Below are 25,572 nucleotides of genomic sequence, written 5' to 3'. Positions count from 1 at the left end.
CCGGAAGCTAAGCCTGCCAGCGCCAATGATACTGCCCAACCCGGGCGGAAAAGTAGGACACCGCCGAACACAAATTAGGATTACCCCCCACAATTGCGTGGGGGGTAATTCTATTTCGCGACAATCTATTACGTATTATCGCGAGACTCCTCCATCGGGTAGAAAGGCATACGTGGCTGACGACAGAAGGGGCGGCGACTCTGGGGGTCGCCCGCAGCGGTCGGCGCCGCGTAGCTCCGGCCCGAACCGAGCCCGCAGGGCGCAGCCGAAGCCCGACGGCGCGGCTCGGCAGCCGTCGGGTCCGCCGGTACCCGAAGGCATCGAGCCCCGCCAGCTCGCCCCCGATGTGCGTGGCGAGCTCACCACACTCGACCGCTCGACCGCCGACTTCGTCGCCCGCCATCTGGTGGCCGCCGGCCAACTCATCGACGACGATCCGCAGACGGCGCTCGAACACGCTCGCGCTGCGCGCAACCGCGCCGCCCGCATCCCCGCGGTACGCGAAGCGGTCGGCATCGCCGCATACCACTGCGGCGACTGGGCGCAGGCGCTCGCCGAACTGCGCGCCGCCAGGCGGATGGGCAGCAGATCGTCGCTGCTGGCGCTGATCGCCGACTGCGAACGCGGTGTCGGACGTCCGGAGCGCGCGATCGAACTGGCCCGGAGCCCCGAGGCCGCGCAGCTCACCGGTGACGATGCCGACGAGCTGAAGATCGTCGTGGCCGGCGCCCGGTCCGATCTCGGACAGCACGAGCAGGCGTTGGCGCTTCTGTCGACGCCGCAACTGGATCCGACCCGAAAGGGACAGACGGCGGCGCGCCTGTTCTACGTGTACGCCGAAACGCTACTGGCCCTTGGCCGCAACGAGGACGCGCTGCAGTGGTTCATCAACGCCGCCGCAGCCGACCTCGAGGGCGTGACCGACGCCGAAGAACGCATCACGGAGCTGTCCTGAGGTGAACACCCTCGCCCGCGAGCACGACTGCCTTCTGCTCGACCTCGACGGCACCGTCTTCCGCGGTCACGAAGCCACCGTCGGAGCGGTCGACACGCTGGCCACGATCAGCGCGCGCACCCTCTATGTCACCAACAACGCCTCGCGTGAGCCCGCTGACGTCGCGGCGCATCTTCACGCGCTGGGCTTTCGCGCCGCGCCGGAGGACGTTGTCACCAGCGCACAGAGCGCCGCGCGCCTGCTTGCTGCCCAATTACCCAGTGGCGCAGTTGTTCTCGTTGTCGGAACCGAAGCGCTGGCCAACGAAGTCGTTCGCGTCGGGCTCAAACCCGTCCGACAGTGGTCGGATCGGCCGGTCGCCGTCGTGCAGGGACACTCACCGCAGACAGGTTGGCCCGACCTTGCCGAGGCGTCCTTGGCCATCCGGGCCGGCGCATTGTGGGTGGCGGCCAATGTCGACCGGACCCTTCCGTCAGAACGGGGGCTGTTGCCCGGCAACGGATCCATGGTGGCGGCGCTGCGCGCGGCGACCGACCGCGAGCCCCAGGTGGCGGGCAAGCCGCAGCCGACTCTGCTCAGAGATGCCCTGGCTCGAGGCACTTTTCAGACCCCGCTGGTGATCGGGGACCGCCTCGACACCGACATCGCCGGGGCCAACGCCGCCGGACTGCCCAGCCTGCTCGTGCTCACCGGTGTCAGCACGGCCGTCGACCTCGTCCGCGCACAGGCCTCGGAGCGGCCGACCTACCTGGCGGCCGATCTGCGGGCGCTCAGCGCCCCGACGGACACGCTGCGCATCGGGGCCAGCCCCGCCTGGCACATCGATGTCGCCGCTCCGGCGGTGACGGTCCATTCCACGGGGCGCGATCCCGCAGACGCCCTGTCGGTGGTGCGCGCCACCGCCGATGCGGTGTGGAACGCCGGCCTCGACGGCCGATCGGTCGCGATCACCGCCGGTGACGACACCGCCCAGCAGGCGTTGCAACGCTGGTCCCTGCTTCCCGAGCCGAATCGGCTAGCGTGAACCTCGATATGAGTACCGATCCCGAACAGATCCGCGCCCGGATCGCGGAGTTGCTGGCAGACCTGCCCGACCCCGCGCAGGAAGGCTCGGGTTTCGCGGACCTGGCCGATGCCGACGTCGAGCTGCTCGCGGCACGGCTGGAAGAGGCGCACGACGTGCTCGTGCAGGCGCTCGAGTCGGTCGAGAAGGGCTGAGCGCCGTGGCACGGCGCGCGCGAGTGGACGCCGAGTTGGTGCGACGGGGGTTGGCCCGGTCCCGCCAGCAGGCCGCCGAGCTCATCGACGCGGGACGGGTGAGCATCGATGGCATGCCGGCCGCCAAACCCGCCACCGCGGTCTCGGTCACGGCCAGCCTCACCATCGAGGGTGCCGACGAGCGCACCTGGGTCTCGCGGGGCGCGTACAAGCTGATGGGCGCACTGGACGCCTTCGGACTCCCGGTGGACGGCAGGCGATGCCTGGATGCCGGCGCGTCGACGGGCGGCTTCACCGAGGTGCTGCTCGACCGTGGCGCCCGCCAGGTGATCGCCGCCGACGTCGGCTACGGACAGCTGGCCTGGTCGCTGCGCAACGATCCGCGGGTGACCGTGCTCGAGCGCACCAATGTGCGTGAGCTGACGGCCGACACGATCGGCGGCCCCGTCGATCTGATCGTCGCCGACCTGTCGTTCATCTCGCTGTCCACAGTTCTGCCCGCGCTGACGTCGTGTACGTCACCCGGCGCCGATATCGTTCCGATGGTGAAACCGCAATTCGAAGTCGGCAAGGACCGCGTCGGCGCCGGCGGCGTGGTCGCCGATCCGGCGTTGCGCGCCGAGTCGATCCTCGCGGTGGCCCGACGCGCGGCCGAACTGCGCTGGCATCCGGTCGCGGTGACCGCGAGCCCGCTTCCCGGGCCGTCCGGCAACGTCGAGTACTTCCTGCACCTGCGAACTGACGCAGGATTGGACGGGCAAGACCTCGAGGACGCCGTACACACCGCCATCGCGGAGGGCCCGCAATGAACGCCGACCGCGCGATCCTGATGGTGGTGCACACCGGCCGCGACGAGGTCACCGAGGTCGCTCGCCGGGTGCAGAAAGTGCTCGGCGACAACGGGATCAGACTCAAAGTTCTCTCGGCCGAGGCCGTCGACCGCGGACCTGTTCCGCTGTCGCCCGACGACATACGTTCGCTCGGCGTCGAGATCGAAGTGGTCGACGCGGAGGAACGCGCCGCCGAGGGTTGCGAACTCGTCCTCGTCCTCGGCGGCGACGGAACCTTCCTGCGCGCTGCCGAACTCGCACGCAACGTCGAGATCCCGGTCTTGGGCGTCAATCTCGGACGCATCGGCTTTCTGGCCGAGGCGGAGGCCGACTCCATCGACACCGTGCTCGACCGGGTCGTCAAGCGCGACTACCGCGTCGAGGAGCGGATGACACTCGACGTCGTGGTGCGGGTGGACGGCAAGATCGTCGACCGGGGCTGGGCGCTCAACGAAGCCAGCCTCGAAAAGGGGCCCCGGCTCGGAGTCCTCGGAGCCGTCCTGGAGGTCGACGGCCGGCCCGTGTCGTCCTTCGGTTGCGACGGCGTGCTGGTGGCGACGCCGACCGGGTCGACGGCGTGGGCGTTCTCTGCCGGCGGGCCGATCGTGTGGCCTGAACTCGAGGCAATCCTGGTGGTACCGAACAACGCTCACGCGTTGTTCGCCCGGCCGATGGTCACCAGTCCGGAGGCGGCCATCGCGATCGAGGTCGAGGCGGGGGGCCACGACGCACTGGTGTTCTGCGATGGGCGCCGCGAGATGGTGGTGCCCGCCGGGGGACGCCTGGAGGTCACCCGGTGCGGAACCCCGGTGAAGTGGGTGCGCCTCGACAGCGCACCGTTCACCGACCGCCTGGTGCGCAAATTCCGGTTGCCGGTCACGGGGTGGCGCGGGCAGTAGTGCTTTCCGAGATCCGTATCGAGTCACTAGGTGCGATCAGCGCAGCGACCGCTGAGTTCGATCGCGGTTTCACCGTGCTCACCGGCGAAACCGGTACCGGCAAGACGATGGTGGTCACCGGCCTGCACCTGCTCGGTGGCGCACGCGCCGACGCCACCCGGGTGCGTTCCGGGGACAAGCGGGCGGTTGTCGAAGGGCGTTTCACCACAACGGATCTGGGTGACGGCGTGGCATCGCTGGTCGATGAGATCCTTGACAGTTCGGGCGCTGAACGCGACGACGACGGCAGCGTCATCGCGGCCCGTTCGGTCAGCCGCGACGGCCCGTCGCGTGCCTATCTCGGCGGCCGCAGCGTGCCGGCCAAATCGTTGAGCAGCTTCACCGCCGAACTGCTCACGCTGCACGGGCAGAACGACCAGCTGCGGTTGATGCGCCCCGACGAACAACGCGGTGCGCTGGACCGCTTCGCCGATGTCGAAACGCAGCTCAAGAAGTACCGCCGCGTGCGGGAGGAGTGGCTGGCGGCTCGGCGCGATCTGTTGGACCGCACACAGCGGGCCCGGGAACTGGCGCTCGAAGCCGACCGGCTGAAGTTCGGCCTCAACGAAATCGATACTGCGGCACCGCAACCGGGCGAGGATGCCGCGCTGGTCGACGACATCCGGCGGCTTTCCGAACTCGACGCACTACGCGAAGCCGCTCAGATCGCTCGGGCAGCGCTCGCAGGTCCCGACGACCCCACGCCCGACGCGGTGTCCGCGGCCCATGGTGTCGCACAGGCCAAGTCGGCGCTGGAGGTCACCGGCGACACCGCGTTGACCGCGCTGGCCGAGCAGCTCAGCGAAGCCATCGCGGTGATCACCAATGTCGGTGGTGAACTCGGCGCCTATTTGTCCGGGTTGCCGTCCGACACCAGCGCACTGGAGACAAAGCTGGCGCGGCAGGCCGAACTGCGTTCGCTCACTCGCAAATACGCCGCCGACATCGACGGCGTGCTCGAGTGGGCCCGCGAGTCCCGTGAACGGCTCGAGCAACTCGACGTGTCCGAGGAAGCGCTCGCCGGCCTCCAGCGGCGAGTCGACGAACTCGAAACCAGGACCGTCGCCGCGGCCGCCGACCTCACCAAAGCCAGGACCAAGGCGGCCAAGGGTCTCGCCAAGGCGGTGACCACCGAACTGTCCGGTCTGGCCATGGCCGGTGCCGTGTTCACGGTGTCGGTGGCCCCGCTACTCGCGCGCGCCGACGACTCCGCGCCGGTCGTGTTGCCGTCGGGCCAGACCGCGCACGCCGGCCGCGACGGCGTCGACAACGTCGAATTCGGATTCGCCAGTCGCGGCACCGATGTGCTGCCCCTGCACAAGAGCGCGTCGGGCGGTGAACTCTCACGGGTCATGCTGGCGCTCGAGGTCGTACTGTCCTCGTCCGCCGAGGGAACCACGATGGTCTTCGACGAAGTCGATGCCGGGGTCGGGGGCCGGGCCGCGGTGCAGATCGGCCGCCGGTTGGGCCGATTGGCTCGCACCCACCAGGTCATCGTCGTCACCCACCTACCGCAGGTCGCCGCCTACGCCGACGTGCACCTCGTCGTGGGTGGAGACGGCGGCAATTCGGCGAGCGGTGTTCGGCGCCTCGACGACGACGAGCGGGTGGCCGAGCTGGCGCGCATGCTCGCCGGTCTCGGCGAATCCGACAGTGGCCGCGCCCACGCTCGCGAGCTGCTCGAGGCGGCGCAGAAAGACCGCGCGGAAGGTGGTTAGCCGCCCAACACCGTATCGATCAGCGCCGTGAGGAATTCCGGCTCGGTCGGTTCATCGGTCGCGAGTCGCCGGTAGAACAGCGCACCCGACAGCGCCACCGACGCGGCTTCGGGATCAATGCGCGCAGAGAACTGCCCATCGCCGACACCGGAGGCGATGCTGGCGGTGAGCCGCTGCCGCCGTGACGCCGAGTACGCGTGGAAGAACCGGCGGATCTCCGGTTCGGTCTCCGCGGCGTGCACGAGCGCGGGAATGCAGGCCGAGACCGTGGAATCGCTCAGGGCGCGCGCCAGGTGCTCCAGCAGAATCTGGACCTGCTCGCGTGCCGTCCCGGTGGGCGCTTCCCTGCGAGGGTCCGGCTGGACATTGAGCGTCTCGAGCGCATCGGCGATCAATGCGGTCTTGTCGGGCCAGTGCCGATACAACGTGCTGCGACTCACCCGTGCTCGTGCGGCGACGGACTCCATGCGAAACCCGGCGTAACCGACGCGGGCGAACTCGTCGAGGGCGGCGCGAAGAATCGTCCGACGGGAGTGTTCGACTCGCGGATCGGGCTGCCTTTTCTGAAACACTTCTGTATTATAACCTCAAGGAGGTGCAATTATGACTGACGCCAGTGTTCGCTACATCGTGGACGACGTCGAGTCGGCCGTCCAGTTCTATACCGACAAGCTGCGCTTCGACGTGGTGATGCGACCCGGACCCGGATTCGCCATGCTGCGACGCGACGCGTTGCGGTTGCTGTTGAACTCGCCCGGCGGGGGCGGCGGAGCGGGCGAGTCGCTCAGCGACGGAAGCCGGCCCGCTCCCGGTGGCTGGAATCGAATCCAGTTGGAGGTCAACGACCTCGACGACACCGTCTCGCGACTCTCTGCTGCGGGCGTACCTTTCCGCGGAGACGTCATCACCGGACGCGGTGGGCGTCAGGCCTTGGCGATGGATCCCTCGGGCAACCTCGTGGAGCTGTTCGAACCATCCCGCTGAGATGTTACGTGTGTGACAAAAGGGACAGATGATACGGCGCGCCTCCGACAGATAGGTCGCTGATCTCGACAAAATCGGCGCATGAAGATGTCAGCGCTGCTATCTCGTAATGCCAGCTCACGTCCGGGCATCACCGGCACAGCCAGAGTCGACCGCGACATCGACCGACTGCTGCGGCGTGTCACCCCCGGCGACATCGTCGTCATCGACGCCCTCGACCTCGACCGCATCACTGCCGATGCGCTCGTCGAGGCCGGCGTCACCGGCGTGGTCAACGCCTCACCCTCCATCTCCGGACGCTATCCCAACCTGGGCCCCGAGGTTCTGGTCGCCAACGGAATCACCCTGATCGACGACACCGGCGACGACGTCTTCAAAAAGGTCAAGGACGGCGCGCGTGTGCGGCTGCACGAGGGCGGCGTCTACACCGGCGATCGCCGCCTGGTGCTGGGCGTCGAGCGCACCGACCACGAGATCCACGAGCTGATGCACGAGGCCAAGAGCGGGTTGGTGGCCCATCTCGAGGCGTTCGCGGGCAACACCATCGAGTTCATCCGCAGTGAGAGCCCACTGCTGATCGACGGCATCGGCATTCCCGACATCGACGTCGACCTCAACCGGCGCCACGTGGTGATCGTCGCCGAGGACGTCGACGCCGCCGTCGACCTCAAAGCGCTCAAACCCTTCATCAAGGAGTACCAACCGGTGCTGGTCGGCGTCGGCACCGGCGCCGACGTGCTGCGCAAAGCCGGCTACCGGCCGCAGCTCATCGTCGGCGACCCCGACAAGATGAGCGCCGAGGTGCTGCGCTCCGGCGCGCAGGTGGTGCTGCCCGCCGACGCCGACGGGCACGCCGCCGGTCTCGAACGAATCCAGGACCTCGGAGTCGGGGCGATGACCTTCCCGGCCGCAGGATCGGCGGCCGACCTGGCGTTGCTGCTGTGTGACCACCACGGCGCGTCGCTGATCGTCACCGCCGGCCACACCGCCAGCATCGAGGAGTTCTTCGACCGGGCCCGCCAGCAGAGCAACCCGTCGACGTTCCTGACCCGACTCAAGGTCGGCGAGAAGCTCGTCGACGCCAAGGCGGTTGCCACCCTGTACCGCAGCCGGGTGTCGGGCGGAGCGATCGCGCTGCTGGTGCTCGCCGTGATGGTCGCGGTGATCGTCGCACTGTGGGTCGCCCGCGTCGACACCGCCCTGCTGGACTGGATCGCTGACTACTGGAACCGCTTCTCGTTGTGGGTCCAGGGCTGGATCACCTAGGAGCGAACGATGATATCGCTACGCACACACGCGATTTCGCTCGCAGCGGTGTTCCTCGCGCTCGCCATCGGTGTCGCGCTCGGGTCGGGGTTGTTGTCCAACACCGTGCTGTCGGGACTGCGCGATGACAAGCACGAACTGCAGGAGCGGATCAACGCCCTGACCGACGAGCGCAATGCGCTCAATGAAAAGCTCAGCGCAGCAGGGGAATTCGATGCGCAGATGTCACCGCGCATTCTGCGGGAGACACTTGTCGACAAGTCGGTGGTGCTGTTTCGCACTCCCGATGCCGCCGACGACGACGTCGACGCGGTGACACGGCTCGTCGGTCAGGCCGGGGGAACGGTCAGCGGAACGGTCGGGCTGACACCCCAGTTCGTCGAGGCCAACGCCGCCGAGAAGCTGTTGTCGGTCGTCAACTCGCCGATCGTGCCTGCGGGCAGACAGCTCAGCACCACGTCGGTGGACCAGGGCTCCCAAGCCGGCGACCTGCTGGGCATCGCGCTGTTGATCAACCGCGACCCCAAGGTGCAGACCGTCGACGACACCCAACGTGAGACGGTGCTCGCCACGCTGCGCGACACCGGTTTCATCACCTACACCGATCGGGTGGGTGCGGCGAACACCGCGGTGATCGTGACCGGTGGACCGCTGGGCGACGACGCCGGTAACCGAGGCGCCACCGTCGCCCGATTCGCCGGCGGGTTGGCCCCGCACGGTTCGGGCACCGTACTGGTGGGCCGCGACGGCTCGGCATCGGGAACCGCGGCGATCGCCGTCACTCGCTCGGATCCCGCGCTGACAGCGGCTGTGAGCACGGTCGACGACGTGGGCACCGAATCCGGCCGCATCACCTCGGTGCTGGCGCTGGGCGATCTGGCCAACGGTGGCGGGCCCGGCCAGTACGGCATCGGTCAGGGTGCGACGTCGGTCACCGTGCCGCAGTAAGCTCCGCGCCCGCGGAATCCACGACGGCGCGTCACCGACGTTCCAGCCCTCGGCGCGTCACCGACGCTCCAGCCCTCGGCGCGTCACCGACGCGGTGTCGCCCTCGGTGTTAAGGTGGGGTTCCGTGGGTCGGCAGGCCCCAAACTAGGAATCAGCCTAGAAACGCAAGCCCTGCCCGTCGTCACGGAGGTCGTTCTTGCCAGCGTTACGCAAACATCCGCAGACGGCCACCAAGCACCTCTTCGTCACCGGTGGCGTCGTCTCCTCACTCGGCAAGGGACTCACCGCTTCGAGCCTCGGGCAGCTGCTGACCGCGCGCGGCCTGCAGGTGACGATGCAGAAGCTCGACCCGTACCTCAACGTCGACCCCGGCACGATGAACCCGTTCCAGCACGGTGAGGTGTTCGTCACCGAGGACGGCGCCGAAACCGATCTCGACGTGGGCCACTACGAGCGCTTCCTCGATCGCAACCTGTCGGGATCGGCGAACGTGACCACCGGACAGGTGTATTCGACCGTCATCGCCAAGGAACGCCGCGGCGAGTACCTCGGCGACACCGTGCAGGTGATCCCGCACATCACCGACGAGATCAAGGCGCGAATCCTGGAGATGGCCGCGCCGGACGTCGACGGCCGGCGCCCCGATGTGGTGATCACCGAGATCGGCGGCACGGTCGGCGACATCGAATCGCTGCCGTTCCTGGAGGCGGCGCGCCAGGTCCGCCACGAGGTGGGCCGGGAGAACTGCTTCTTCCTGCACTGCTCGCTGGTGCCCTACATGGCGCCGTCGGGTGAACTGAAGACCAAGCCGACTCAGCATTCGGTGGCCGCTCTGCGCAGCATCGGTATCACCCCGGACGCGCTGATCCTGCGCTGCGACCGGGACGTGCCCGAACCGTTGAAGAACAAGATCGCGCTGATGTGTGACGTCGACATCGACGGCGTCATCTCGACCCCGGACGCCCCGTCGATCTACGACATCCCGAAGGTGCTGCACCGCGAGGAACTCGACGCCTACGTCGTGCGCCGGCTGAACCTGCCGTTCCGCGACGTCGACTGGACGCAGTGGAACGATCTGCTTCAGCGGGTACATGAACCGCACGAGACGGTGCGAATCGCGCTGGTGGGCAAGTACATCGACCTGTCGGATGCGTATCTGTCGGTGGCCGAGGCGCTGCGAGCGGGTGGGTTCGCGCACCGGGCGAAGGTGGAGATGCGCTGGGTGGCCTCCGACGACTGCGAGGTCGACGGCGACGCCGCCGCGGCGCTGGCCGACGTGCACGCCGTGCTGATACCCGGCGGCTTCGGCATCCGTGGTATCGAGGGCAAGATCGGCGCGATCCAGTACGCCCGCAAGCGTGGTCTGCCCGTGTTGGGGCTGTGCCTCGGGCTGCAGTGCATCGTGATCGAGGCGGCCCGTTCGGTCGGCATCACCGAGGCCAACTCCGCGGAGTTCGACCCGGCGACCCCGCATCCGGTGATCTCCACCATGGCCGATCAGCGCGACGCCGTCGCCGGTGACGCCGACCTCGGCGGCACCATGCGTCTGGGCGCGTATCCGGCTGTGCTGGAACCGGATTCGATCGTGGCGCGGGCCTACGAGGCCACCGAAGTGTCGGAGCGGCACCGTCACCGCTACGAGGTGAACAACCAGTACCGTGACCGCATCGCCGAGAGCGGACTTCGCTTCTCGGGCACGTCGCCCGACGGTCACCTCGTCGAGTTCGTCGAGTATCCGCGCGAGACACACCGCTTCATCGTGGGCACCCAGGCGCACCCCGAACTCAAGAGCAGGCCGACCCGCCCGCATCCGCTGTTCGTCGCGTTCGTCGGAGCGGCCCTCGACTACAAGGCCGAGGAGCGCCTGCCCGGTATGGACATCCCCGAGCAGCGGTCCAACGGCGTCGAGCACGGCACCGAGGTCGGGGCCCTGCTGCAAGAGCCCGCAACCCGTGGCTGACCACGACTTCGAGACGGTCTCCTCCGAAACCCTCTACGTCGGAAAGATCTTCGCGTTGCGCGCCGACGAGGTGCGCATGCCCGGCGGCCACACCGCCCGTCGTGAGGTCGTCGAGCACTACGGCGCCGTTGCGGTGCTGGCGATGGATGACGACCGCAACATCGCGATGGTCTACCAGTACCGCCATCCGCTGGGGCGGCGCCTCTGGGAACTGCCCGCCGGGCTGCTCGATCTCGGTGGCGAACCGCCACACATCACCGCCGCGCGTGAACTCGAGGAGGAGGCCGGGCTGACGGCCACCGAGTGGCGCGTGCTGGTCGACCTCGACTCCGCGCCGGGCTTCAGCGACGAGAGCGTGCGGGTCTATCTGGCCACCGGGCTCACCGACGTGGGACGCCCCGAGGCGCACGACGAGGAAGCCGACCTGACGCTGCGGTGGTATGCGCTCGACGAGGCGGTGCGCATGGTGTTCGCCGGCGAGATCGTGAATTCCATTGCGGTGAGCGGGGTTCTGGCCGCTCACGCCGTCACGGACCCCGCCGCGCTGAGGAACGTCGACGCGGCGTGGACCGATCGGCCCACCGCCTTCGGTCGCCGTCAGGGGCACCCGTGACCACTTTCACGTCCGCGCTCGAGGGTCAGGTCCGGGGCTATCTCGACCACCTGACCATCGAACGCGGCGCGGCCGCCAACACCTTGAGTTCCTATCGCCGCGACCTGCGTCGCTACACCGAATACCTGACCGCGCGCAGCGTCGACGACCTGACCAAGGTGAGCGAATCCGACGTCAGTGAGTTCCTGGTCGCGTTGCGCCGCGGGGATCCCGAGGCCGGAACCGCCCCGCTGTCGGCGGTTTCGGCGGCGCGGGCGCTGATCGCGGTACGGGGCCTGCACCGGTTCGCTGCCGCCGAGGGGCTCACCGAGCTGGACGTGGCCTCACAGGTCAAGCCGCCGACCCCGAGCAGGCGGCTGCCCAAGAGCCTCTCGCTCGACGAGGTGTTGGCCCTGCTCGAGGCGGCGGGCGGCGACAGCGACGCCGACAGCCCACTCACGCTGCGTAACCGCGCGCTGCTGGAACTGCTGTACTCGACCGGGGCGCGCATCTCCGAGGCGGTGGGTCTCGACATCGACGACGTCGACACCCACGCGCGTTCGGTGCTGCTGCGCGGCAAGGGCGGCAAGCACCGGCTGGTCCCGATCGGCCGGCCGGCGGTGACCGCGCTCGACGCCTATTTCGTGCGCGGGCGTCCCGATCTTGCGCGCCGCGGACGGGGCACGCCGGCGATCTTCCTGAACGCCCGCGGTGGGCGGCTGTCGCGGCAGAGCGCATGGCAGGTGCTGCAGGACGCGGCCGAGCGGGCCGGGATCACCTCGGCGGTGTCGCCCCACGTGCTGCGGCACTCGTTCGCCACGCATCTGCTCGACGGCGGCGCCGACGTCCGTGTCGTGCAGGAGTTGCTCGGCCACGCCTCGGTGACGACCACGCAGATCTACACCATGGTCACCGTCAACGCTTTGCGCGAGGTCTGGGCCGGTGCCCATCCGCGGGCGCGCTAGCCGCCGCATGGCGCGTTAACTGGTGGATCGCACGTACCGGCTGCGTGCAATCCACCCGTTAAGGCATGAAGACAGTCACCGGCCGCCCAGATACTCGGACTCGAGGAGCAGGTCGGCCAGCAGCGACTGATACTCCGCGTGGGTCTTGTGCTCAACGGTGTCGAACAACGTGCCCTGCTGTCGGCGCATGTACTCGCGGTACTTCGGCGCGCCGGGAATCTTCACGTTGTCGGCGACGACGACGGAGCCTCGGTGCAGCCAGCCACGGTCGAGGATGCTCTGCAGATCGGACAGGTAGGCGGCCTTGTCGTGGTCGATGAACACCATGTCGAGTGAGCCCGCGCCGAACCCGTGCTCGGAGGCCAGCAAGTCGAGGGTCCGCCCGCCGTCGCCGAGTGTGCCGACCACACAGGTGATGCGGTCCGCGACGCCGGCGTGCGCCCAGACATCCCGGGCGATCTCGGCGTTGGCCTCGGCGAGTTCCACCGAGTAGATCCGCGCCGACGGCGCCGCCCTGGCCAGTCGCAGCGCCCCGTAGCCGCAGTAGGTCCCGAGCTCGAGCACCAGGCTCGGATTGCTGCGGCGCACCGCGGCGTCGAGAATCTCGCCCTTCTCGTCGCCGACATTGATCAGGAAGGACTTCTCGTACGCGAACCGGTCGATGGTGGCGAGGACGTCGTCGATGTCACCGCGCCGCGCGTTGGCCACCACATAGTCGCGAAGGGCGGCCTCGCGCCCGTCGCCGACCTGACCGGTGGTGGAGATGTTGCGCACACCGATGGCCATCCGCAGAAAAGACCACCTCAGCAGCGGGATCCGTTGCCTCAAGCCCATTCCGCCAGCCTATGACGCGGTGCGGCTCAATCGGCCCCCAACTTGCCCGCGGGTCTGGCTGACCTGGCACGTTCCTGCCGTTAAACTTGCCCGGATGTCCGCCATGCCCGTGAAGTGCCTGACCAGCGAAGGCCTGGTATGAGCGACGACGGGGCAGCGGTGGAAGTGGGCCTGACCGGCCGTCCACCGCGGGACATCCCCGAACCGCCGCCGAAGACCACGCACGGTCCGGCCAAGGTCATCGCGATGTGCAACCAGAAGGGCGGGGTCGGCAAGACCACGTCGACCATCAACCTCGGCGCCAGCCTCGCCGAGTACGGCCGCCGGGTGCTGCTCGTCGACCTCGACCCGCAGGGCGCGCTGTCGGCGGGCCTGGGGGTGCCGCACTACGAACTCGAGCACACGGTGCACAACCTGCTGGTCGAACCGCGGGTGTCGATCGACGACGTGCTGATCCACACGCGGGTCAAGAATCTCGACCTGGTGCCCAGCAACATCGACCTGTCGGCCGCCGAGATCCAGCTGGTGAACGAGGTCGGCCGAGAGCAGTCGCTGGCGCGGGCGCTGTACCCGGTGCTGGACCGCTACGACTACGTCCTGATCGACTGCCAGCCGTCGCTCGGGCTGCTCACCGTCAACGGCCTGGCGTGCAGCGACGGTGTGATCATCCCGACCGAGTGCGAGTTCTTCTCGCTGCGCGGCCTGGCGTTGCTCACCGACACCGTGGACAAGGTGCACGACCGGCTGAACCCGAAACTGTCGATCAGCGGCATCCTGATCACCCGCTACGACCCGCGCACCGTAAACTCTCGCGAAGTCATGGCCCGGGTAGTGGAGCGTTTCGGTGATCTCGTGTTCGACACCGTCATCACCCGCACGGTGCGCTTCCCAGAGACCAGCGTCGCCGGTGAACCGATCACCACATGGGCGCCGAAATCCGGTGGGGCGCAATCGTATCGATCTCTGGCTCGCGAGGTCATCCACCGGTTTGGCGCGTGAATGACCCGGTGACGGAGACCGAAGCCGCGACGACCCCGGATTCGGACGAAGCTCCGCAGTCGGGCTTCAAGGTTCGGCTGAGCAATTTCGAGGGCCCGTTCGACCTGCTGTTGCAGCTGATCTTCGCCCACCGCCTCGACGTCACGGAGGTGGCGTTGCACCGGGTCACCGACGACTTCATCGCCTACACCAAGGCGATCGGCCCGCAGCTCGAACTCGACGAGACCACCGCGTTCCTGGTGATCGCCGCGACACTGCTCGACCTGAAAGCGGCGCGGCTGCTGCCGGCCGGCGAAGTGCACGACGAAGAGGACCTCGCGCTGCTCGAAGTGCGTGACCTGCTGTTCGCCCGCCTGCTGCAATACCGCGCGTTCAAGCACGTCGCCGAGATGTTCGCCGAACTGGAGGCCGCGGCGCTGCGTAGCTATCCGCGCGCGGTCGCGCTGGAGGATCGCTACTCCGAGCTGCTGCCCGAGGTGATGATCGGTGTGGACGCGCAGGACTTCGCGCAGATCGCCGCGGCGGCGTTCACGCCGCGGCCGGTGCCGACCGTGAGCACCGAACATCTGCACCACGCGGCGGTGTCGGTGCCCGAGCAGATCGGTAACCTGATGGCACTGCTGGAGAGGCGCGGGATCGGCCAGTGGGCGTCCTTCCGAGATCTGGTCGCCGACTGTGAGGCGCCGATCGAGATCGTCGGGCGGTTCCTGGCGCTGCTCGAGCTGTACCGGGCCCGGGCGGTAGCATTCGAACAACCTGAAGCGCTTGGAGTGCTGCAGATTTCGTGGACCGGTGAGCGGCCGACACACCAACACCTGGCGGTGGAAGAAGATCAGTATGGATAGCCAAGACCACGACAACCTCGACGAGGTCGCGACGGACTTCGATGAGGGCGTCGCGGCCGAAGCGACCGACCTCGGGATCGACGTCGCCGAACCGCCCGAACTGGAGGACGGTGAACTCGGTTCCGTGCTCGAGGCACTGCTGTTGGTGGTCGACACCCCGGCAAGCGTGGAACAACTCGCGCTGGCGATCGAGCAGCCGCCGTACCGCGTCGCGGCCAAGCTGCAGGCGATGGCGCAGGAGTACACCGTCCGTGACAGCGGTATCGACCTGCGCGAGGCCGGGGGCGGCTGGCGGATGTACACCCGCTCGCGCTACGCCCCGTACGTGGAACGCCTGCTGCTCGACGGGGCGCGCTCGAAGCTGACGCGCGCGGCACTGGAGACGTTGGCCGTGGTGGCCTATCGACAGCCGGTGACCCGGGCCCGGGTGAGCGCGGTGCGCGGCGTCAACGTCGATGCGGTGATACGCACGCTGGTCGCCCGAGGACTGATCACCGAAGCGGGCACCGATCCCGACACCGGCGCGGTGACGTTCGCCACCACCGAACTCTTCCTCGAGCGGCTGGGTCTGACATCGCTGGCCGACCTCCCCGACATCGCTCCGCTGCTGCCCGACGTCGACGTGATCGACGACCTCAGCGAAACCCTCGACGAGGACCCGCGTTTCATGAAACTCAGCGGCGCGCCGGCGCCCGAACAGCCGCTGTCGTTCGACGTGGACACCGATGTACATGGCTGAACCCGAGGGCGTGCGACTGCAGAAAGTGTTGTCGCAGGCGGGAATTGCATCACGCCGGGTCGCCGAGAAGATGATCAGGGACGGTCGCGTCGAGGTCGACGACCGCGTCGTCACCGAGTTGGGCACCCGCGTCGACCCCGAGGTGTCGGTGATCCGGGTCGACGGGGCACGGGTGACGCTCGACGACACCCTGGTGCACCTGGCGATCAACAAACCCAGGGGCATGCATTCGACGATGTCCGACGACCGGGGCCGCCCGTGCATCGGCGACCTGGTCGAGCACCGGGTTCGCGGGAACAAGAAGCTGTTTCACGTCGGCCGACTCGACGCCGACACCGAGGGGTTGATGCTGTTGACCAACGACGGGGAGCTGGCCCACCGGCTGATGCACCCCTCGTTCGAGGTGCCCAAGACCTACCTGGCCACCGTCCTGGGGGCGGTGCCACGCGGTGTCGGCCGTGAACTGCGCAACGGCGTCGAACTCGACGACGGGCCGGCGCGGGTCGACGATTTCGCGGTCGTCGACAAGGTTCCAGGCAAGACGCTGGTGCGGGTCACCCTGCACGAAGGCCGCAAGCGGATCGTGCGTCGGATGCTCGCGGCGGTCGGCCATCCTGTGCAGGAACTGGTACGAACCGACATCGGCACCGTCACGCTGGGGGATCAGCGTCCGGGCAGCATCCGGGTGCTGACGCAGAAAGAGCTCGGCGAGTTGTACAAGGCGGTCGGCCTGTGACGTCACTGGTCATCGCCGTCGATGGCCCTGCGGGAACTGGGAAGTCAACGGTGTCAAGGGGTTTGGCGCGTGAGCTGAACGCCCGATACCTGGATACCGGGGCCATGTACCGGATCGTCACCCTGGCCGTGCTGCGCGCCGGTGTCGAGCTGACCGATACCGAAGCCGTCGCGGCGGCGGCGTCGGAGGCCGAACTCGCGGTCGGATACGACCCCGACCAAGACCGCTCTTACCTTGATGGAGAGGACGTTTCGGCCGAGATTCGCGGCGCCGCGGTCACTACGGCGGTTTCGGCGGTCTCGGCGGTGCCGGCCGTGCGCACCCGGCTCGTCGACCTGCAGCGCAAGCTGGCCTCCGGGCAGGACAGCGTCGTCGTGGAGGGCCGCGACATCGGGACGGTGGTGCTGCCCGACGCCGATCTCAAGATCTTTTTGACGGCGTCGGCCGAAGAGCGTGCGCGTCGCCGCAACGACCAGAACAAGTCGACCGGTCTGGGCGACGATTACGAGGCGGTGCTGGCCGACGTCAAACGGCGCGACCACCTCGACTCCACGCGGGCGGTGTCGCCGTTGCGGCCGGCCGACGACGCCGTCGTCGTCGACACCAGTGCGATGACGCAGCCCGAGGTGATTGAGCATCTGACGCGCCTCGTGCAGGAGCGGGCGGGAGCGCAGCGATGAGCGAGGACGGAACCTGGGTCGACGAAAGCGATTGGGAGATACCAGAAGGCTTCGCTGAGGCCATCGAGGAGGCCGCGGCAGCACCGCCGGTCGTCGCCGTCGTAGGACGCCCGAACGTCGGAAAGTCGACGTTGGTGAATCGCATTCTGGGCCGGCGCGAGGCCGTCGTGCAGGACGTGCCCGGGGTGACCCGCGACCGGGTGTCCTATGACGCTTTGTGGTTGGGCCGCAGGTTCATTCTGCAGGACACCGGCGGCTGGGAGCCCGACGCGAAAGGTCTGCAGCAGCTGGTGGCCGAACAGGCGTCGGTGGCGATGCGCACCGCCGACGCGATCATCTTCGTCGTGGACGCGGTGGTCGGTGCGACGAGCGCGGACGAGGCGGCGGCGAAACTGCTGCAGCGCTCCGGTAAACCGGTGTTCCTGGCGGCCAACAAGGTCGACAGCGAGCGCGGGGAGGCCGACGCCGCGATGCTGTGGTCGCTGGGGCTGGGGGAGCCGCACCCGATCAGCGCCATACACGGCCGCGGCGTGGCCGACCTGCTGGACACCGTGATCGACGCGCTGCCCACGGTGTCGGAGATGTCGAGCGGCGGGGGAGGACCGCGCCGGGTCGCACTGGTGGGCAAGCCGAACGTGGGCAAGAGCTCGCTGCTGAACCGGCTGGCGGGCGATCAGCGCTCCGTCGTCCACGACGTCGCGGGCACCACCGTCGATCCGGTCGACTCGCTGATCGAGATGGACGGCAAGCTGTGGCGGTTCGTCGACACCGCGGGTCTGCGGCGCAAGGTCGGACAGGCGAGCGGGCACGAGTTCTACGCGTCGGTGCGCACGCACGGCGCGATCGACGCGGCCGAGGTGGCGATCGTGTTGATCGACGCGTCTCAACCGCTGACCGAGCAGGATCAGCGTGTGCTGTCGATGGTGGTCGAGGCGGGCCGGGCGCTGGTGCTGGCGTTCAACAAGTGGGACCTGGTCGACGAAGATCGGCGTTACCTGCTGGACCGCGAGATCGACCGCGAGCTCGTGCAGCTGCAGTGGGCGCCGCGGGTGAACATCTCGGCCAAGACGGGCCGCGCGGTGCAGAAGCTGGTGCCCGCGCTGGAGAGGTCGCTCGAGTCGTGGGACACCCGCGTCCCGACGGGCCGGTTGAACACGTTCTTCAAGGAAGTAGTGGCAGCGCATCCGCCGCCGGTGCGCGGCGGTAAGCAACCGCGGATCCTGTTCGCCACCCAGGCGACCGCGCGTCCGCCGACGTTCGTGCTGTTCACCACCGGTTTCTTGGAAGCGGGGTACCGGCGTTTCCTGGAGCGACGGTTGCGTGAGACGTTCGGTTTCGAGGGCAGCCCGATCCGGATCAACGTGCGGATGCGCGAGAAGCGGGGATCCCGCTCCCGGTGATCTGTGGAGTCGCACCGGCGGTAGGCGCCGCTGCCGCTCCACGAATCGACGATTAGCCTTGCCCAAGTGCCCGTCGTCGACATGATCCTGATCGCGTTGGCGGGCCTGGGAGCGGGCGCGATCAACACGCTCGTCGGCTCCGGCACCTTGATCACGTTTCCGACCCTCGTGACATTGGGCTATCCGCCGGTGACGGCGACCATGTCGAACGCGATCGGGCTGGTGGCCGGCGGTGTGTCGGGCACGTGGGGGTATCGACGCGAACTGCGGGGGCAGTGGGACCGGCTTCGGTGGCAGATCCCGGCCTCGTTCGCCGGCGCGGTGCTCGGCGCGTGGCTGTTGCTGCACCTACCGGAGACGGTGTTCGAGCAGGTTGTGCCCGTGCTTCTGATCGCTGCGCTGGTGCTGGTCCTGGTCGGTCCGCGGATTCAGGCGTATGCGCGGGCCCGCGCCGAAGCGGCCGGGCAGTCCGCCGAGCACGTGTCGGGGGCCCGGATGGCTGCCGTCGTCTTCGCGACGTTCGCGGTCGGGATCTACGGGGGCTACTTCACCGCGGCCCAGGGGATCCTGCTGATCGCGGCGATGGGCGCGTTGCTCCCCGAGGACATGCAGCGCATGAACGCCGCCAAGAACCTGCTGTCGTTGGTGGTCAACGTGGTGGCCGCGGTGGCGTACACGATGGTGGCGTTCGACCGGATCAGCTGGGTGGCGGCGGGCCTGATCGCGGCCGGTTCGTTGGTCGGCGGATTCCTCGGGGCGCGCTACGGTCGTCGTCTTTCGCCCAACGCGTTGAGGGCGGTCATCGTCGTGGTGGGAATCATCGGCCTGTATCGGTTGCTGACTGTCTAGACGACTTCGGTATGGTTACGCGAAGCCGTCTGACGAGAGGGGAGCCGCGTGGCCGAGCGCCGATTCCGCACCGCGCCGTCGACCCTCTGCGCCCTTGAGCCGTTCTGGCCGTCACGGCGGGTCATCGCCTTCGACGAGTGGTGTCGCGAGCGCATCTGATTCGCGCCCACCCGTCCGTCCGGTCGCGCCTACCGCGCTGACCACTTTCGAAAGCAGTCGAACGTATGCGTTCGCTTCTGATATTCACGCTCGTCGGTGTCGGAGCGCAGCTGGTGGACGGCGCGTTGGGCATGGCTTTCGGCGTGACCGCCTCGACGCTGCTGGTGCTCAGCGGTCTCGGCGCGGCCCAGGCGAGCGCGGCGGTGCATCTGGCCGAGGTCGGCACGACGCTGGCTTCGGGTCTGTCGCACTGGCGGTTCAAGAACCTCGACTGGTCGATCGTGCTGAAACTGGGCGTGCCCGGCGCGATCGGCGCGTTCGCCGGTGCGACCGTGTTGTCCTCGCTGTCAACCGAGCACGCCGCCCCGCTGATGGCGGGGATCCTGGTCGCGATCGGCGTCTATGTGGTGCTGCGATTTTCGCTGCGCAACCCTCCGGTGATGCGGCACGGCGAGACACCGCATACGGCGAGGTTCCTCAGCCCGCTCGGATTGTTCGGCGGGTTCATCGACGCGTCCGGAGGCGGCGGCTGGGGTCCGGTGACGACGAGCACGCTGCTGTCCCGCGGTAAGACGGCGCCGCGCACGGTGATCGGATCGGTCAGTGCCTCGGAGTTCCTGGTGGCGGCGTCGGCGTCGGTCGGTTTCGGTATCGGGCTGCGCGAGGAGTTCGTCGAGAACCTGCCGGTGGTACTCGGTCTCGCGGCGGGTGGGGTGATCGCCGCCCCGTTCGCGGCGTGGCTGGTCAGCCGGATCCGCCCCGCATTGTTGGGGACCGCCGTGGGCGGTGTCATCGTGCTGACCAACAGCCAGAAGCTGGTGCACTACTTCGGTATCGAATGGCCGTGGTCGACGGGCGTTTACACGTTGATCGTCATCGCATGGGCCGCAGCGCTTTACGTGGCTTGGCGGTACCGTCGGTCGGTGGAGCAGGTGCTTGCCGCCGACGAGGCGGCAAGCGTCCCGGTCGGCAGGTGAGCGGACCGGGTCTCGGCGAGATCGCGCCGGGTGGCGGTTGGGATTGCAAGGCAAGCCTGCGGTAGCATTTCGACCTGCTGCCGGCGATCCCGGCGGCACCGCGGGCTGTGGCGCAGTTTGGTAGCGCACTTGACTGGGGGTCAAGTGGTCGCAGGTTCAAATCCTGTCAGCCCGACTTTCGAATCACGTTGTGACCTGGGGTGATGCCCCCTCAAGCGGATGCATTCGCGCATTGTGATCCAAGGCGTGGCGCAGCATCGGCTCACCCAGCGGGACCACACCGAACCTCCTGCCTGAGCCAGCCTCGCGCGTACTTACCCTTGATGAAGAGTTGCGTTCACACAGACCGCCGCCGGCGGCCCGGCAACGGAGGGTGCGATGCCGAAGGATCTCGAGGTCGATCCGATCGATCTGCACATGTCCGCTGATCACATGGACATGCATCATTCGGACCTGCTTGCCGCGCACAGCGCCGCCAACAGCGCGATCGAGGCGGCTCAAGTCGGCTGGGTCGGCGCCTCGGCATCGGCCCTGCAGGCGAAGTTCGCGGAGTGGCACGAGGCCACCGAAACGATGGCGGGCGACATCGCCGCGCACGGCGCAGCGTTCCGATCGGCCGCCTCCGAGTATCAGATCCGCGATGCGGAGGGCGCGGCGGCGCTCAACGACCAACTCTGATGACGCTGACCCTCGCCGACGTCGAACGTTGGGATGCGGGCGCGGTACGAGAAGTGTCATCGGCGCTGGCCAAGCGCGGCGCAAGCGCCAATGAGGTCCGATCCGGGTTGACCAAGTTGCCCATGGTCGCCGCCTGGCAGGGATCCGGCGGCGATGCGGCGCGAGCCTCGCTGGACAAACTCTCGGCGTTTCTCGCCGGCCACGGCCTGGAGATGGCGCGCCTGTCGTCGGCCACCGGAGAGGCCGCCGACGAGATCGAGCGGATCAAGGCCGGCCTGCAACGACTCAAGGACGATGCGCAACGCCTCGGTTTCGCGATCGACACGTCCACCGGCGAGGTGACGCCGTTGCATCCGGACATGGTCGGCGACCCGATCTACGCACTACAGCAAGCCGACCTCGAAGTCCGGGTCACCGAGTTGCTGACCGCGGCCGAAACGGCGGACTCCGACCTGGCCCGCGCCATCACCACCGCCGGTGAAGCACCGGCCGACCGTCCTCCGATCCCCGATCCGCTGTCGACACCGTTGCCGGACGATCCAAAGCAGTTCCACGACTTCTGGCAGCGGCTCACCCCCGAGCAGAAAGACCTGCTGTACCGGCGCGACCACACGATCGGCAACCGCGACGGGATGCCCGCTGTCGACCGCGACTACTTCAATCGGCTGGCGCTCGCCGATGAGCTGAAACAAGCCCAGTCGGCGCAGACCACCGCCGACACACTGCGCAACGAACACCCGGACTGGGCGGCTGGACAGAACATCCCGCCACCGAACAAACCGGGCGCGATCTTCGACGAACGGCTGAAATACGAAGCGTGGCAACGCCGGTACGACGCGGCGCGAGCCGGCGCCGACGCGCTCCCGGATCTGGCCGCCGTCGACCGGGCGATCGAGGAACCCGGCCGCAAACTGCTCCTGCTCGACACCAAGTCCGGCGAGATGGTTCACGCCGCGGTGGCCATCGGCGACCCGGATACCGCCGACAAGGTCGCGGTGACCGCGCCCGGACTCAACACGACCGTGCGCGACAGCCTGGTCGGGATGACGGAAGAGGCGGTCAACCTCCAACGGGAAACCTACCGACAGCTCAGCCTGTCACCGGGTCACGAACTCGATTCGGTGTCGACGATCGCCTGGATCGGTTACGACACCCCGCAGATCCCCGGATTCGACGACACGGGCGCATCGCTGACCGGCGCCTGGGACGTCAGCCACGGCCAGCTCGCACAGGCCGGTGCCAAGGATCTCGCCGGTTTCTACGACGGCCTCACCGCCAGCCACGAGGGCGTGCCGGCCCAACTGACCGCGATCGGCCACTCGTACGGGTCGTTGACCACCGGACTCGCGCTGCAAGAGCCCGGTGACCACGGCGTGACCGATGCGATCTTCTACGGTTCGCCGGGCATCATGGCGACCACTCCCGGTGAGCTGCAGCTCCCCGACGGCCACGTCTTCACCATGCAGGCGCCGGACGACCCCATTCGGCATGTCTTCGACGCGCCCTGGCTGCACGCGGCCACGCCGCTGCTACCCGAGCCGTTCGAGACCCTCGCCGAATCAACGCTTCGGACAATGGAACTCACCGGTGCCGGGCAGTTCGGTCCGGACCCGGCCGCCAATCCGAACTTCACACACCTCGAAACCGGTGCGGTGAGCGTCCCCGACGGCAGCGGCGGGACGTTCAGCCTCGGTGCGGCACAAGGTCACAGCGAGTACCCCCGATTCGGCGACGACGGGACGCCACGCACGACCAACTACAACATCGCCGCGGTGGTCGCGGGCCTACAAGACGACGCCATCCGGCAGAAGTGAGGCGGACGAGATGCACCGATCCTTGGGCGCTGGCATCAGCGTGGTGGCGACGGGCCTTCTACTACTAGCGACAGGATGCGACGTGTCAGACCGAGATCCCGCCCCCTCGCAGACCTCGTCCGTCGAGACGCGCGACCAACTCAACGCGTTGCCGTCCCTGGAGGAAACCCAAGCCCAAGTGCAGGCCGTCATCGACGAGATCAAGGCGGCCGCGTCCGCGCAGCAGCCGGGCCTCAGCTGGCAGTCCCTGCACGGTGAGACCCGGGGTAATTGCGAGGGACCGTTGCAGAACACCGATGGCAAGCGTCTGTTCCTGCCCGATGCCGTCGCCTCCGCCCAGCTCTCGGACGCCCAGTGGGCGGCGGTACTGCAAACCGCGCGGCAGTCGGCGGCACGGCTCGGCGCCACCGATGAACAAGTCATGCAGGACAGCCCGGGACATCACGACGTGTGGTTCACCGGCCCGGCGGGCCTGTCTGTCAAGGTCGCCTACAAGGGCAACCTGGTGATCTCCGGCTTCACCGGTTGCCGACTGCCCGAAGAGAAGCGGACGGCCACCTAAACCCGAGACGCACTCACCAGCGAGCAGCCACCTTCTCCGCGATCTGTTTGGCGATCCGCACAGCCGAGTCGCCGGGGTTGGCGCTGCAGGTGTTCACGTCGATGATGACGTTGTTCGCCAGCGCGATCGCGTGTCCGCACGCCCATCCCGGTGCGGCGGCTTCCTGGAGCGTCGCGACGGTGCTCAGCACGTCGTCGGCGTGGGTAATCGGCCCGACCGTCCACTTGGTCCCGCTCTGCAGGTGGGTGTACTCGTGGCAGGCCGGCCACCGCTGCGCGGACGCATCGAGAAAACCCTGCGCCTTTTTCACGAGCGGATACAACACGACGGCCTGCTTCACGTAGTGCGCGAACTTATCGCCATCGTTGAGGCTCTGGTCCCGCGACGCTTGGAACCCACTGTCGGCGTAGACCGGCGCCTCCGCCGCCCCGTCGATGCCGAGGCATTCCTGCGGTTCCATCGTGGCGCTGTTGTCCGACATCGAACTCTGAGCGCTCGTGACCTCCAGGGTCTGCGAGCCCATCGCGGCGTTCAACTCAGCAGGATTCAGCAGCAGTTCGTCCAACTCGCGCTCCACGAGAGGCCGCGGAATCAATGTGCGGGTGGGCGTGGACGTGACCGCATTGCCGACCGAGCTGGCACACCCAGCGACGAGAAGACAGACCATCGCGGCACCGAATGCCGTCACTGGTTGGCGCATGTGTTCCTCCCCATGGCAGCCGTCTCCAACCGATCAGCGCGCGGCGTTCCCCCCAGGATCGCGGCGCGTGCAGCAATGGTGCAGCAGGTCGGCCGCCTACTGAGCGAGGCACCGCGGTGTTTCTGATAACGATGGGCGCTGCTTCTGATAACGATTGATGCGTCGCATGCAGCGCCGGAGCGCGACCGGAGAACGACGCAGGCTGGGGGACCGCACCGCACCCGTTGTGCGAGAGCGGAATTCACCAGCCGCTGGGCAAGCTCAGTCGGACTTTTTGTCGTCGTCCTGGTCTTCGTCGTCGTCGTCCTCGTCGTCGGAGTCCTCGTCCCCGTCGTCGTCTTCTTCGTCGGAGTTGTCGGACTCCTTATCGTTGTCGTCGGAGTCCTCGTCGTCGTCCTCATCGCTGGATCGGGGGGAGTCGTCCAGCTTGTCTGCGAATTTCGTCAGCGCCCGCGCCAGCTGGCGCGCTTCATGCGGCTCGAGAGAGTCACCGAACAACAACTCGCCATCATCGTTGGCCCGCTCGAGGTAAACCCTGTTCTCCTTGGCCGCGACGTTCCACTGGCCGGACTCGGGCTCTGCCATCGTTGTCGCCTTTCGCAGGTGGACATTTTCGCCTCGTATACCCACGCAGATTCGCTGTCACGCAACTCACGACGCGGTCATCGCGCTTCGTTCGACAGATAGTTTCGAGCGCAAGCAGTCGGTGCTTCCGGCCTTACCCCACAGACAGAAAAACCTCCCCACACACGGACGGAATCTGACCTCGCGGCGATTACGGAGCCCCCCGCCAACTCGCAATCATTTCTCTCAACACCCCGCACCACCCCCGAGAGGACCCGACATGACCACCACACACGCTCGACGGACCCGACTCCAGTACGCCGCCACGCTCGTCGGCGCCCTGGCCGTCTTCGTCTTCGCCCCGGCGACCGCTTTCGCCGTCGACAACGAACCCACGCCCGGCAGCGGCGGATGCACCTACACCGACGCGGACGGCTACGACATCCCGATCGACGATGGGCAGGACGTCTTCGTCGACGGCAAGATCGTCTCCTGCCGCGGCGGCAAGATCGTCATCACCACTGCGCCTCAGCGCAATCCAATCAACGTGCGCCCGGCGTTGCCCGCCGGCAAGCTGCCGGTGCTCACCCGGCTGCCGTGAAACCCCTCCCCACAATCGGCCCGTCACCTCACGGTGGCGGGCCGATTCAGTACGCGATCGG

At 67.9% G+C, this 25,572-nt stretch carries 28 protein-coding genes and 1 tRNA gene; 25 read left to right on the top strand and 4 right to left on the bottom strand.

The window, feature by feature from the left end; translation table 11 throughout:
* Positions 1 to 172 precede the first annotated feature (172 nt).
* From AU197_RS13515 to recN, 6 genes are read left to right on the top strand one after another with little or no spacing between them, the layout of a single operon-like run.
* On the top strand, positions 173 to 955 hold the full coding sequence (locus AU197_RS13515) for a tetratricopeptide repeat protein (RefSeq protein ID WP_156434414.1): 783 nt from the start codon (positions 173 to 175) through the stop codon (positions 953 to 955).
* Between the two features lies 1 nt (position 956).
* Positions 957 to 1,979, top strand: a complete 1,023-nt coding sequence (locus AU197_RS13510) for an HAD-IIA family hydrolase (protein ID WP_064403210.1) — start codon at positions 957 to 959, stop codon at positions 1,977 to 1,979.
* 8 nt (positions 1,980 to 1,987) lie between these two features.
* On the top strand, positions 1,988 to 2,173 hold the full coding sequence (locus AU197_RS13505; protein WP_064348825.1) for a hypothetical protein: 186 nt from the start codon (positions 1,988 to 1,990) through the stop codon (positions 2,171 to 2,173).
* Between the two features lie 5 nt (positions 2,174 to 2,178).
* Positions 2,179 to 2,982, top strand: a complete 804-nt coding sequence (locus tag AU197_RS13500; protein ID WP_064403209.1) for a TlyA family RNA methyltransferase — start codon at positions 2,179 to 2,181, stop codon at positions 2,980 to 2,982.
* Positions 2,979 to 3,902: an NAD kinase gene (locus AU197_RS13495; RefSeq protein WP_064403208.1), complete on the top strand. Its 924-nt coding sequence runs from the start codon at positions 2,979 to 2,981 to the stop codon at positions 3,900 to 3,902. The genes AU197_RS13500 and AU197_RS13495 overlap by 4 nt, the downstream gene beginning before the upstream one ends.
* Positions 3,902 to 5,659: a DNA repair protein RecN gene (gene recN / locus AU197_RS13490; protein ID WP_064403207.1), complete on the top strand. Its 1,758-nt coding sequence runs from the start codon at positions 3,902 to 3,904 to the stop codon at positions 5,657 to 5,659. The genes AU197_RS13495 and recN overlap by 1 nt, the downstream gene beginning before the upstream one ends.
* On the opposite strand, the gene AU197_RS13485 is transcribed toward recN, so the two are convergent.
* The gene (locus tag AU197_RS13485) at positions 5,656 to 6,231 is read right to left on the bottom strand and encodes a TetR/AcrR family transcriptional regulator (protein WP_064403206.1); all 576 of its coding nucleotides are present in this window, start codon (positions 6,229 to 6,231) and stop codon (positions 5,656 to 5,658) included. The genes recN and AU197_RS13485 overlap by 4 nt on opposite strands.
* 31 nt (positions 6,232 to 6,262) lie before the next feature.
* Here AU197_RS13485 and AU197_RS13480 point away from each other — a divergent pair, with 31 nt between their 5' ends.
* The 6 genes from AU197_RS13480 (at position 6,263) to xerD (ending at position 12,374) form a co-directional block, all read left to right on the top strand.
* Positions 6,263 to 6,643: a VOC family protein gene (locus AU197_RS13480; RefSeq protein ID WP_064403205.1), complete on the top strand. Its 381-nt coding sequence runs from the start codon at positions 6,263 to 6,265 to the stop codon at positions 6,641 to 6,643.
* Positions 6,644 to 6,724: 81 nt separating this feature from the next.
* Positions 6,725 to 7,909: a putative cytokinetic ring protein SteA gene (steA, locus tag AU197_RS13475; protein ID WP_064403204.1), complete on the top strand. Its 1,185-nt coding sequence runs from the start codon at positions 6,725 to 6,727 to the stop codon at positions 7,907 to 7,909.
* A gap of 9 nt (positions 7,910 to 7,918) precedes the next feature.
* The gene (locus AU197_RS13470; RefSeq protein WP_064403203.1) at positions 7,919 to 8,857 is read left to right on the top strand and encodes a copper transporter; all 939 of its coding nucleotides are present in this window, start codon (positions 7,919 to 7,921) and stop codon (positions 8,855 to 8,857) included.
* A gap of 196 nt (positions 8,858 to 9,053) precedes the next feature.
* Positions 9,054 to 10,817 carry a CTP synthase gene (gene pyrG, locus AU197_RS13465; protein ID WP_064403202.1) on the top strand — a complete coding sequence of 588 codons (1,764 nt, stop codon included), beginning with the start codon at positions 9,054 to 9,056 and terminating at the stop codon, positions 10,815 to 10,817.
* Entirely contained in the window at positions 10,810 to 11,430 is a 621-nt protein-coding gene (locus AU197_RS13460) for an NUDIX domain-containing protein (protein WP_064403201.1), read from the top strand. The genes pyrG and AU197_RS13460 overlap by 8 nt, the downstream gene beginning before the upstream one ends.
* Positions 11,427 to 12,374 (top strand): site-specific tyrosine recombinase XerD, encoded by a 948-nt coding sequence (xerD, locus tag AU197_RS13455; protein WP_064403200.1) that lies wholly within the window; start codon positions 11,427 to 11,429, stop codon positions 12,372 to 12,374. The genes AU197_RS13460 and xerD overlap by 4 nt, the downstream gene beginning before the upstream one ends.
* Positions 12,375 to 12,449: 75 nt before the next feature.
* Here xerD and AU197_RS13450 read toward each other — a convergent pair whose 3' ends face one another.
* On the bottom strand, positions 12,450 to 13,208 hold the full coding sequence (locus AU197_RS13450; protein ID WP_064403199.1) for an O-methyltransferase: 759 nt from the start codon (positions 13,206 to 13,208) through the stop codon (positions 12,450 to 12,452).
* Positions 13,209 to 13,346: 138 nt separating this feature from the next.
* On the opposite strand from AU197_RS13450, the gene AU197_RS13445 reads away from it, so the two are divergent.
* The 12 genes from AU197_RS13445 (at position 13,347) to AU197_RS13390 (ending at position 23,646) form a co-directional block, all read left to right on the top strand.
* Positions 13,347 to 14,207 carry a ParA family protein gene (locus AU197_RS13445; RefSeq protein ID WP_064403198.1) on the top strand — a complete coding sequence of 287 codons (861 nt, stop codon included), beginning with the start codon at positions 13,347 to 13,349 and terminating at the stop codon, positions 14,205 to 14,207.
* 8 nt (positions 14,208 to 14,215) lie between these two features.
* Positions 14,216 to 15,052, top strand: a complete 837-nt coding sequence (locus AU197_RS13440; protein WP_197415535.1) for a segregation/condensation protein A — start codon at positions 14,216 to 14,218, stop codon at positions 15,050 to 15,052.
* Complete coding sequence (gene scpB, locus AU197_RS13435) at positions 15,045 to 15,791, top strand: SMC-Scp complex subunit ScpB (RefSeq protein WP_082696661.1); 747 nt, start codon at positions 15,045 to 15,047, stop codon at positions 15,789 to 15,791. The genes AU197_RS13440 and scpB overlap by 8 nt, the downstream gene beginning before the upstream one ends.
* Positions 15,784 to 16,527, top strand: a complete 744-nt coding sequence (locus tag AU197_RS13430; protein ID WP_064403196.1) for a pseudouridine synthase — start codon at positions 15,784 to 15,786, stop codon at positions 16,525 to 16,527. The genes scpB and AU197_RS13430 overlap by 8 nt, the downstream gene beginning before the upstream one ends.
* The gene (gene cmk, locus AU197_RS13425; protein ID WP_064403195.1) at positions 16,524 to 17,207 is read left to right on the top strand and encodes a (d)CMP kinase; all 684 of its coding nucleotides are present in this window, start codon (positions 16,524 to 16,526) and stop codon (positions 17,205 to 17,207) included. The genes AU197_RS13430 and cmk overlap by 4 nt, the downstream gene beginning before the upstream one ends.
* Positions 17,204 to 18,607: a ribosome biogenesis GTPase Der gene (der, locus tag AU197_RS13420; RefSeq protein WP_064403194.1), complete on the top strand. Its 1,404-nt coding sequence runs from the start codon at positions 17,204 to 17,206 to the stop codon at positions 18,605 to 18,607. The genes cmk and der overlap by 4 nt, the downstream gene beginning before the upstream one ends.
* 81 nt (positions 18,608 to 18,688) lie before the next feature.
* Positions 18,689 to 19,456, top strand: coding sequence for a sulfite exporter TauE/SafE family protein (locus AU197_RS13415; RefSeq protein WP_502687879.1), 768 nt, complete (start codon positions 18,689 to 18,691; stop codon positions 19,454 to 19,456).
* A 224-nt stretch (positions 19,457 to 19,680) separates the two neighbouring features.
* Complete coding sequence (locus tag AU197_RS13410; protein WP_064403192.1) at positions 19,681 to 20,592, top strand: sulfite exporter TauE/SafE family protein; 912 nt, start codon at positions 19,681 to 19,683, stop codon at positions 20,590 to 20,592.
* Between the two features lie 101 nt (positions 20,593 to 20,693).
* Positions 20,694 to 20,767 (top strand) — tRNA-Pro (locus tag AU197_RS13405).
* Between the two features lie 203 nt (positions 20,768 to 20,970).
* Positions 20,971 to 21,270: a WXG100 family type VII secretion target gene (locus AU197_RS13400; protein ID WP_064403191.1), complete on the top strand. Its 300-nt coding sequence runs from the start codon at positions 20,971 to 20,973 to the stop codon at positions 21,268 to 21,270.
* Positions 21,270 to 23,084 (top strand): alpha/beta hydrolase, encoded by a 1,815-nt coding sequence (locus tag AU197_RS13395; protein ID WP_064403190.1) that lies wholly within the window; start codon positions 21,270 to 21,272, stop codon positions 23,082 to 23,084. Before AU197_RS13400 ends, AU197_RS13395 begins: the two co-directional genes overlap by 1 nt.
* Positions 23,085 to 23,166: 82 nt before the next feature.
* A complete protein-coding gene (locus AU197_RS13390; RefSeq protein ID WP_064403189.1) occupies positions 23,167 to 23,646 on the top strand; it encodes an LppA family lipoprotein in 480 nt (159 codons plus the stop codon).
* A gap of 13 nt (positions 23,647 to 23,659) precedes the next feature.
* On the opposite strand, the gene AU197_RS13385 is transcribed toward AU197_RS13390, so the two are convergent.
* Together AU197_RS13385 and AU197_RS26285 are read right to left on the bottom strand one after the other, a co-directional pair.
* A complete protein-coding gene (locus AU197_RS13385) occupies positions 23,660 to 24,346 on the bottom strand; it encodes a sensor domain-containing protein (protein WP_064403188.1) in 687 nt (228 codons plus the stop codon).
* Positions 24,347 to 24,607: 261 nt separating this feature from the next.
* Positions 24,608 to 24,931 carry a hypothetical protein gene (locus tag AU197_RS26285; RefSeq protein WP_064403187.1) on the bottom strand — a complete coding sequence of 108 codons (324 nt, stop codon included), beginning with the start codon at positions 24,929 to 24,931 and terminating at the stop codon, positions 24,608 to 24,610.
* A gap of 259 nt (positions 24,932 to 25,190) precedes the next feature.
* Between AU197_RS26285 and AU197_RS13375 the strand changes: the two genes are divergently transcribed.
* Entirely contained in the window at positions 25,191 to 25,511 is a 321-nt protein-coding gene (locus AU197_RS13375; RefSeq protein ID WP_064403186.1) for a hypothetical protein, read from the top strand.
* Positions 25,512 to 25,572: the final 61 nt, after the last annotated feature.

The sequence above is a fragment of the Mycobacterium sp. IS-1590 genome (genome assembly GCF_001500025.1).
In the GTDB taxonomy this organism is placed as follows: domain Bacteria; phylum Actinomycetota; class Actinomycetes; order Mycobacteriales; family Mycobacteriaceae; genus Mycobacterium.
This window is presented reverse-complemented; position numbering and strand designations above follow the sequence as displayed.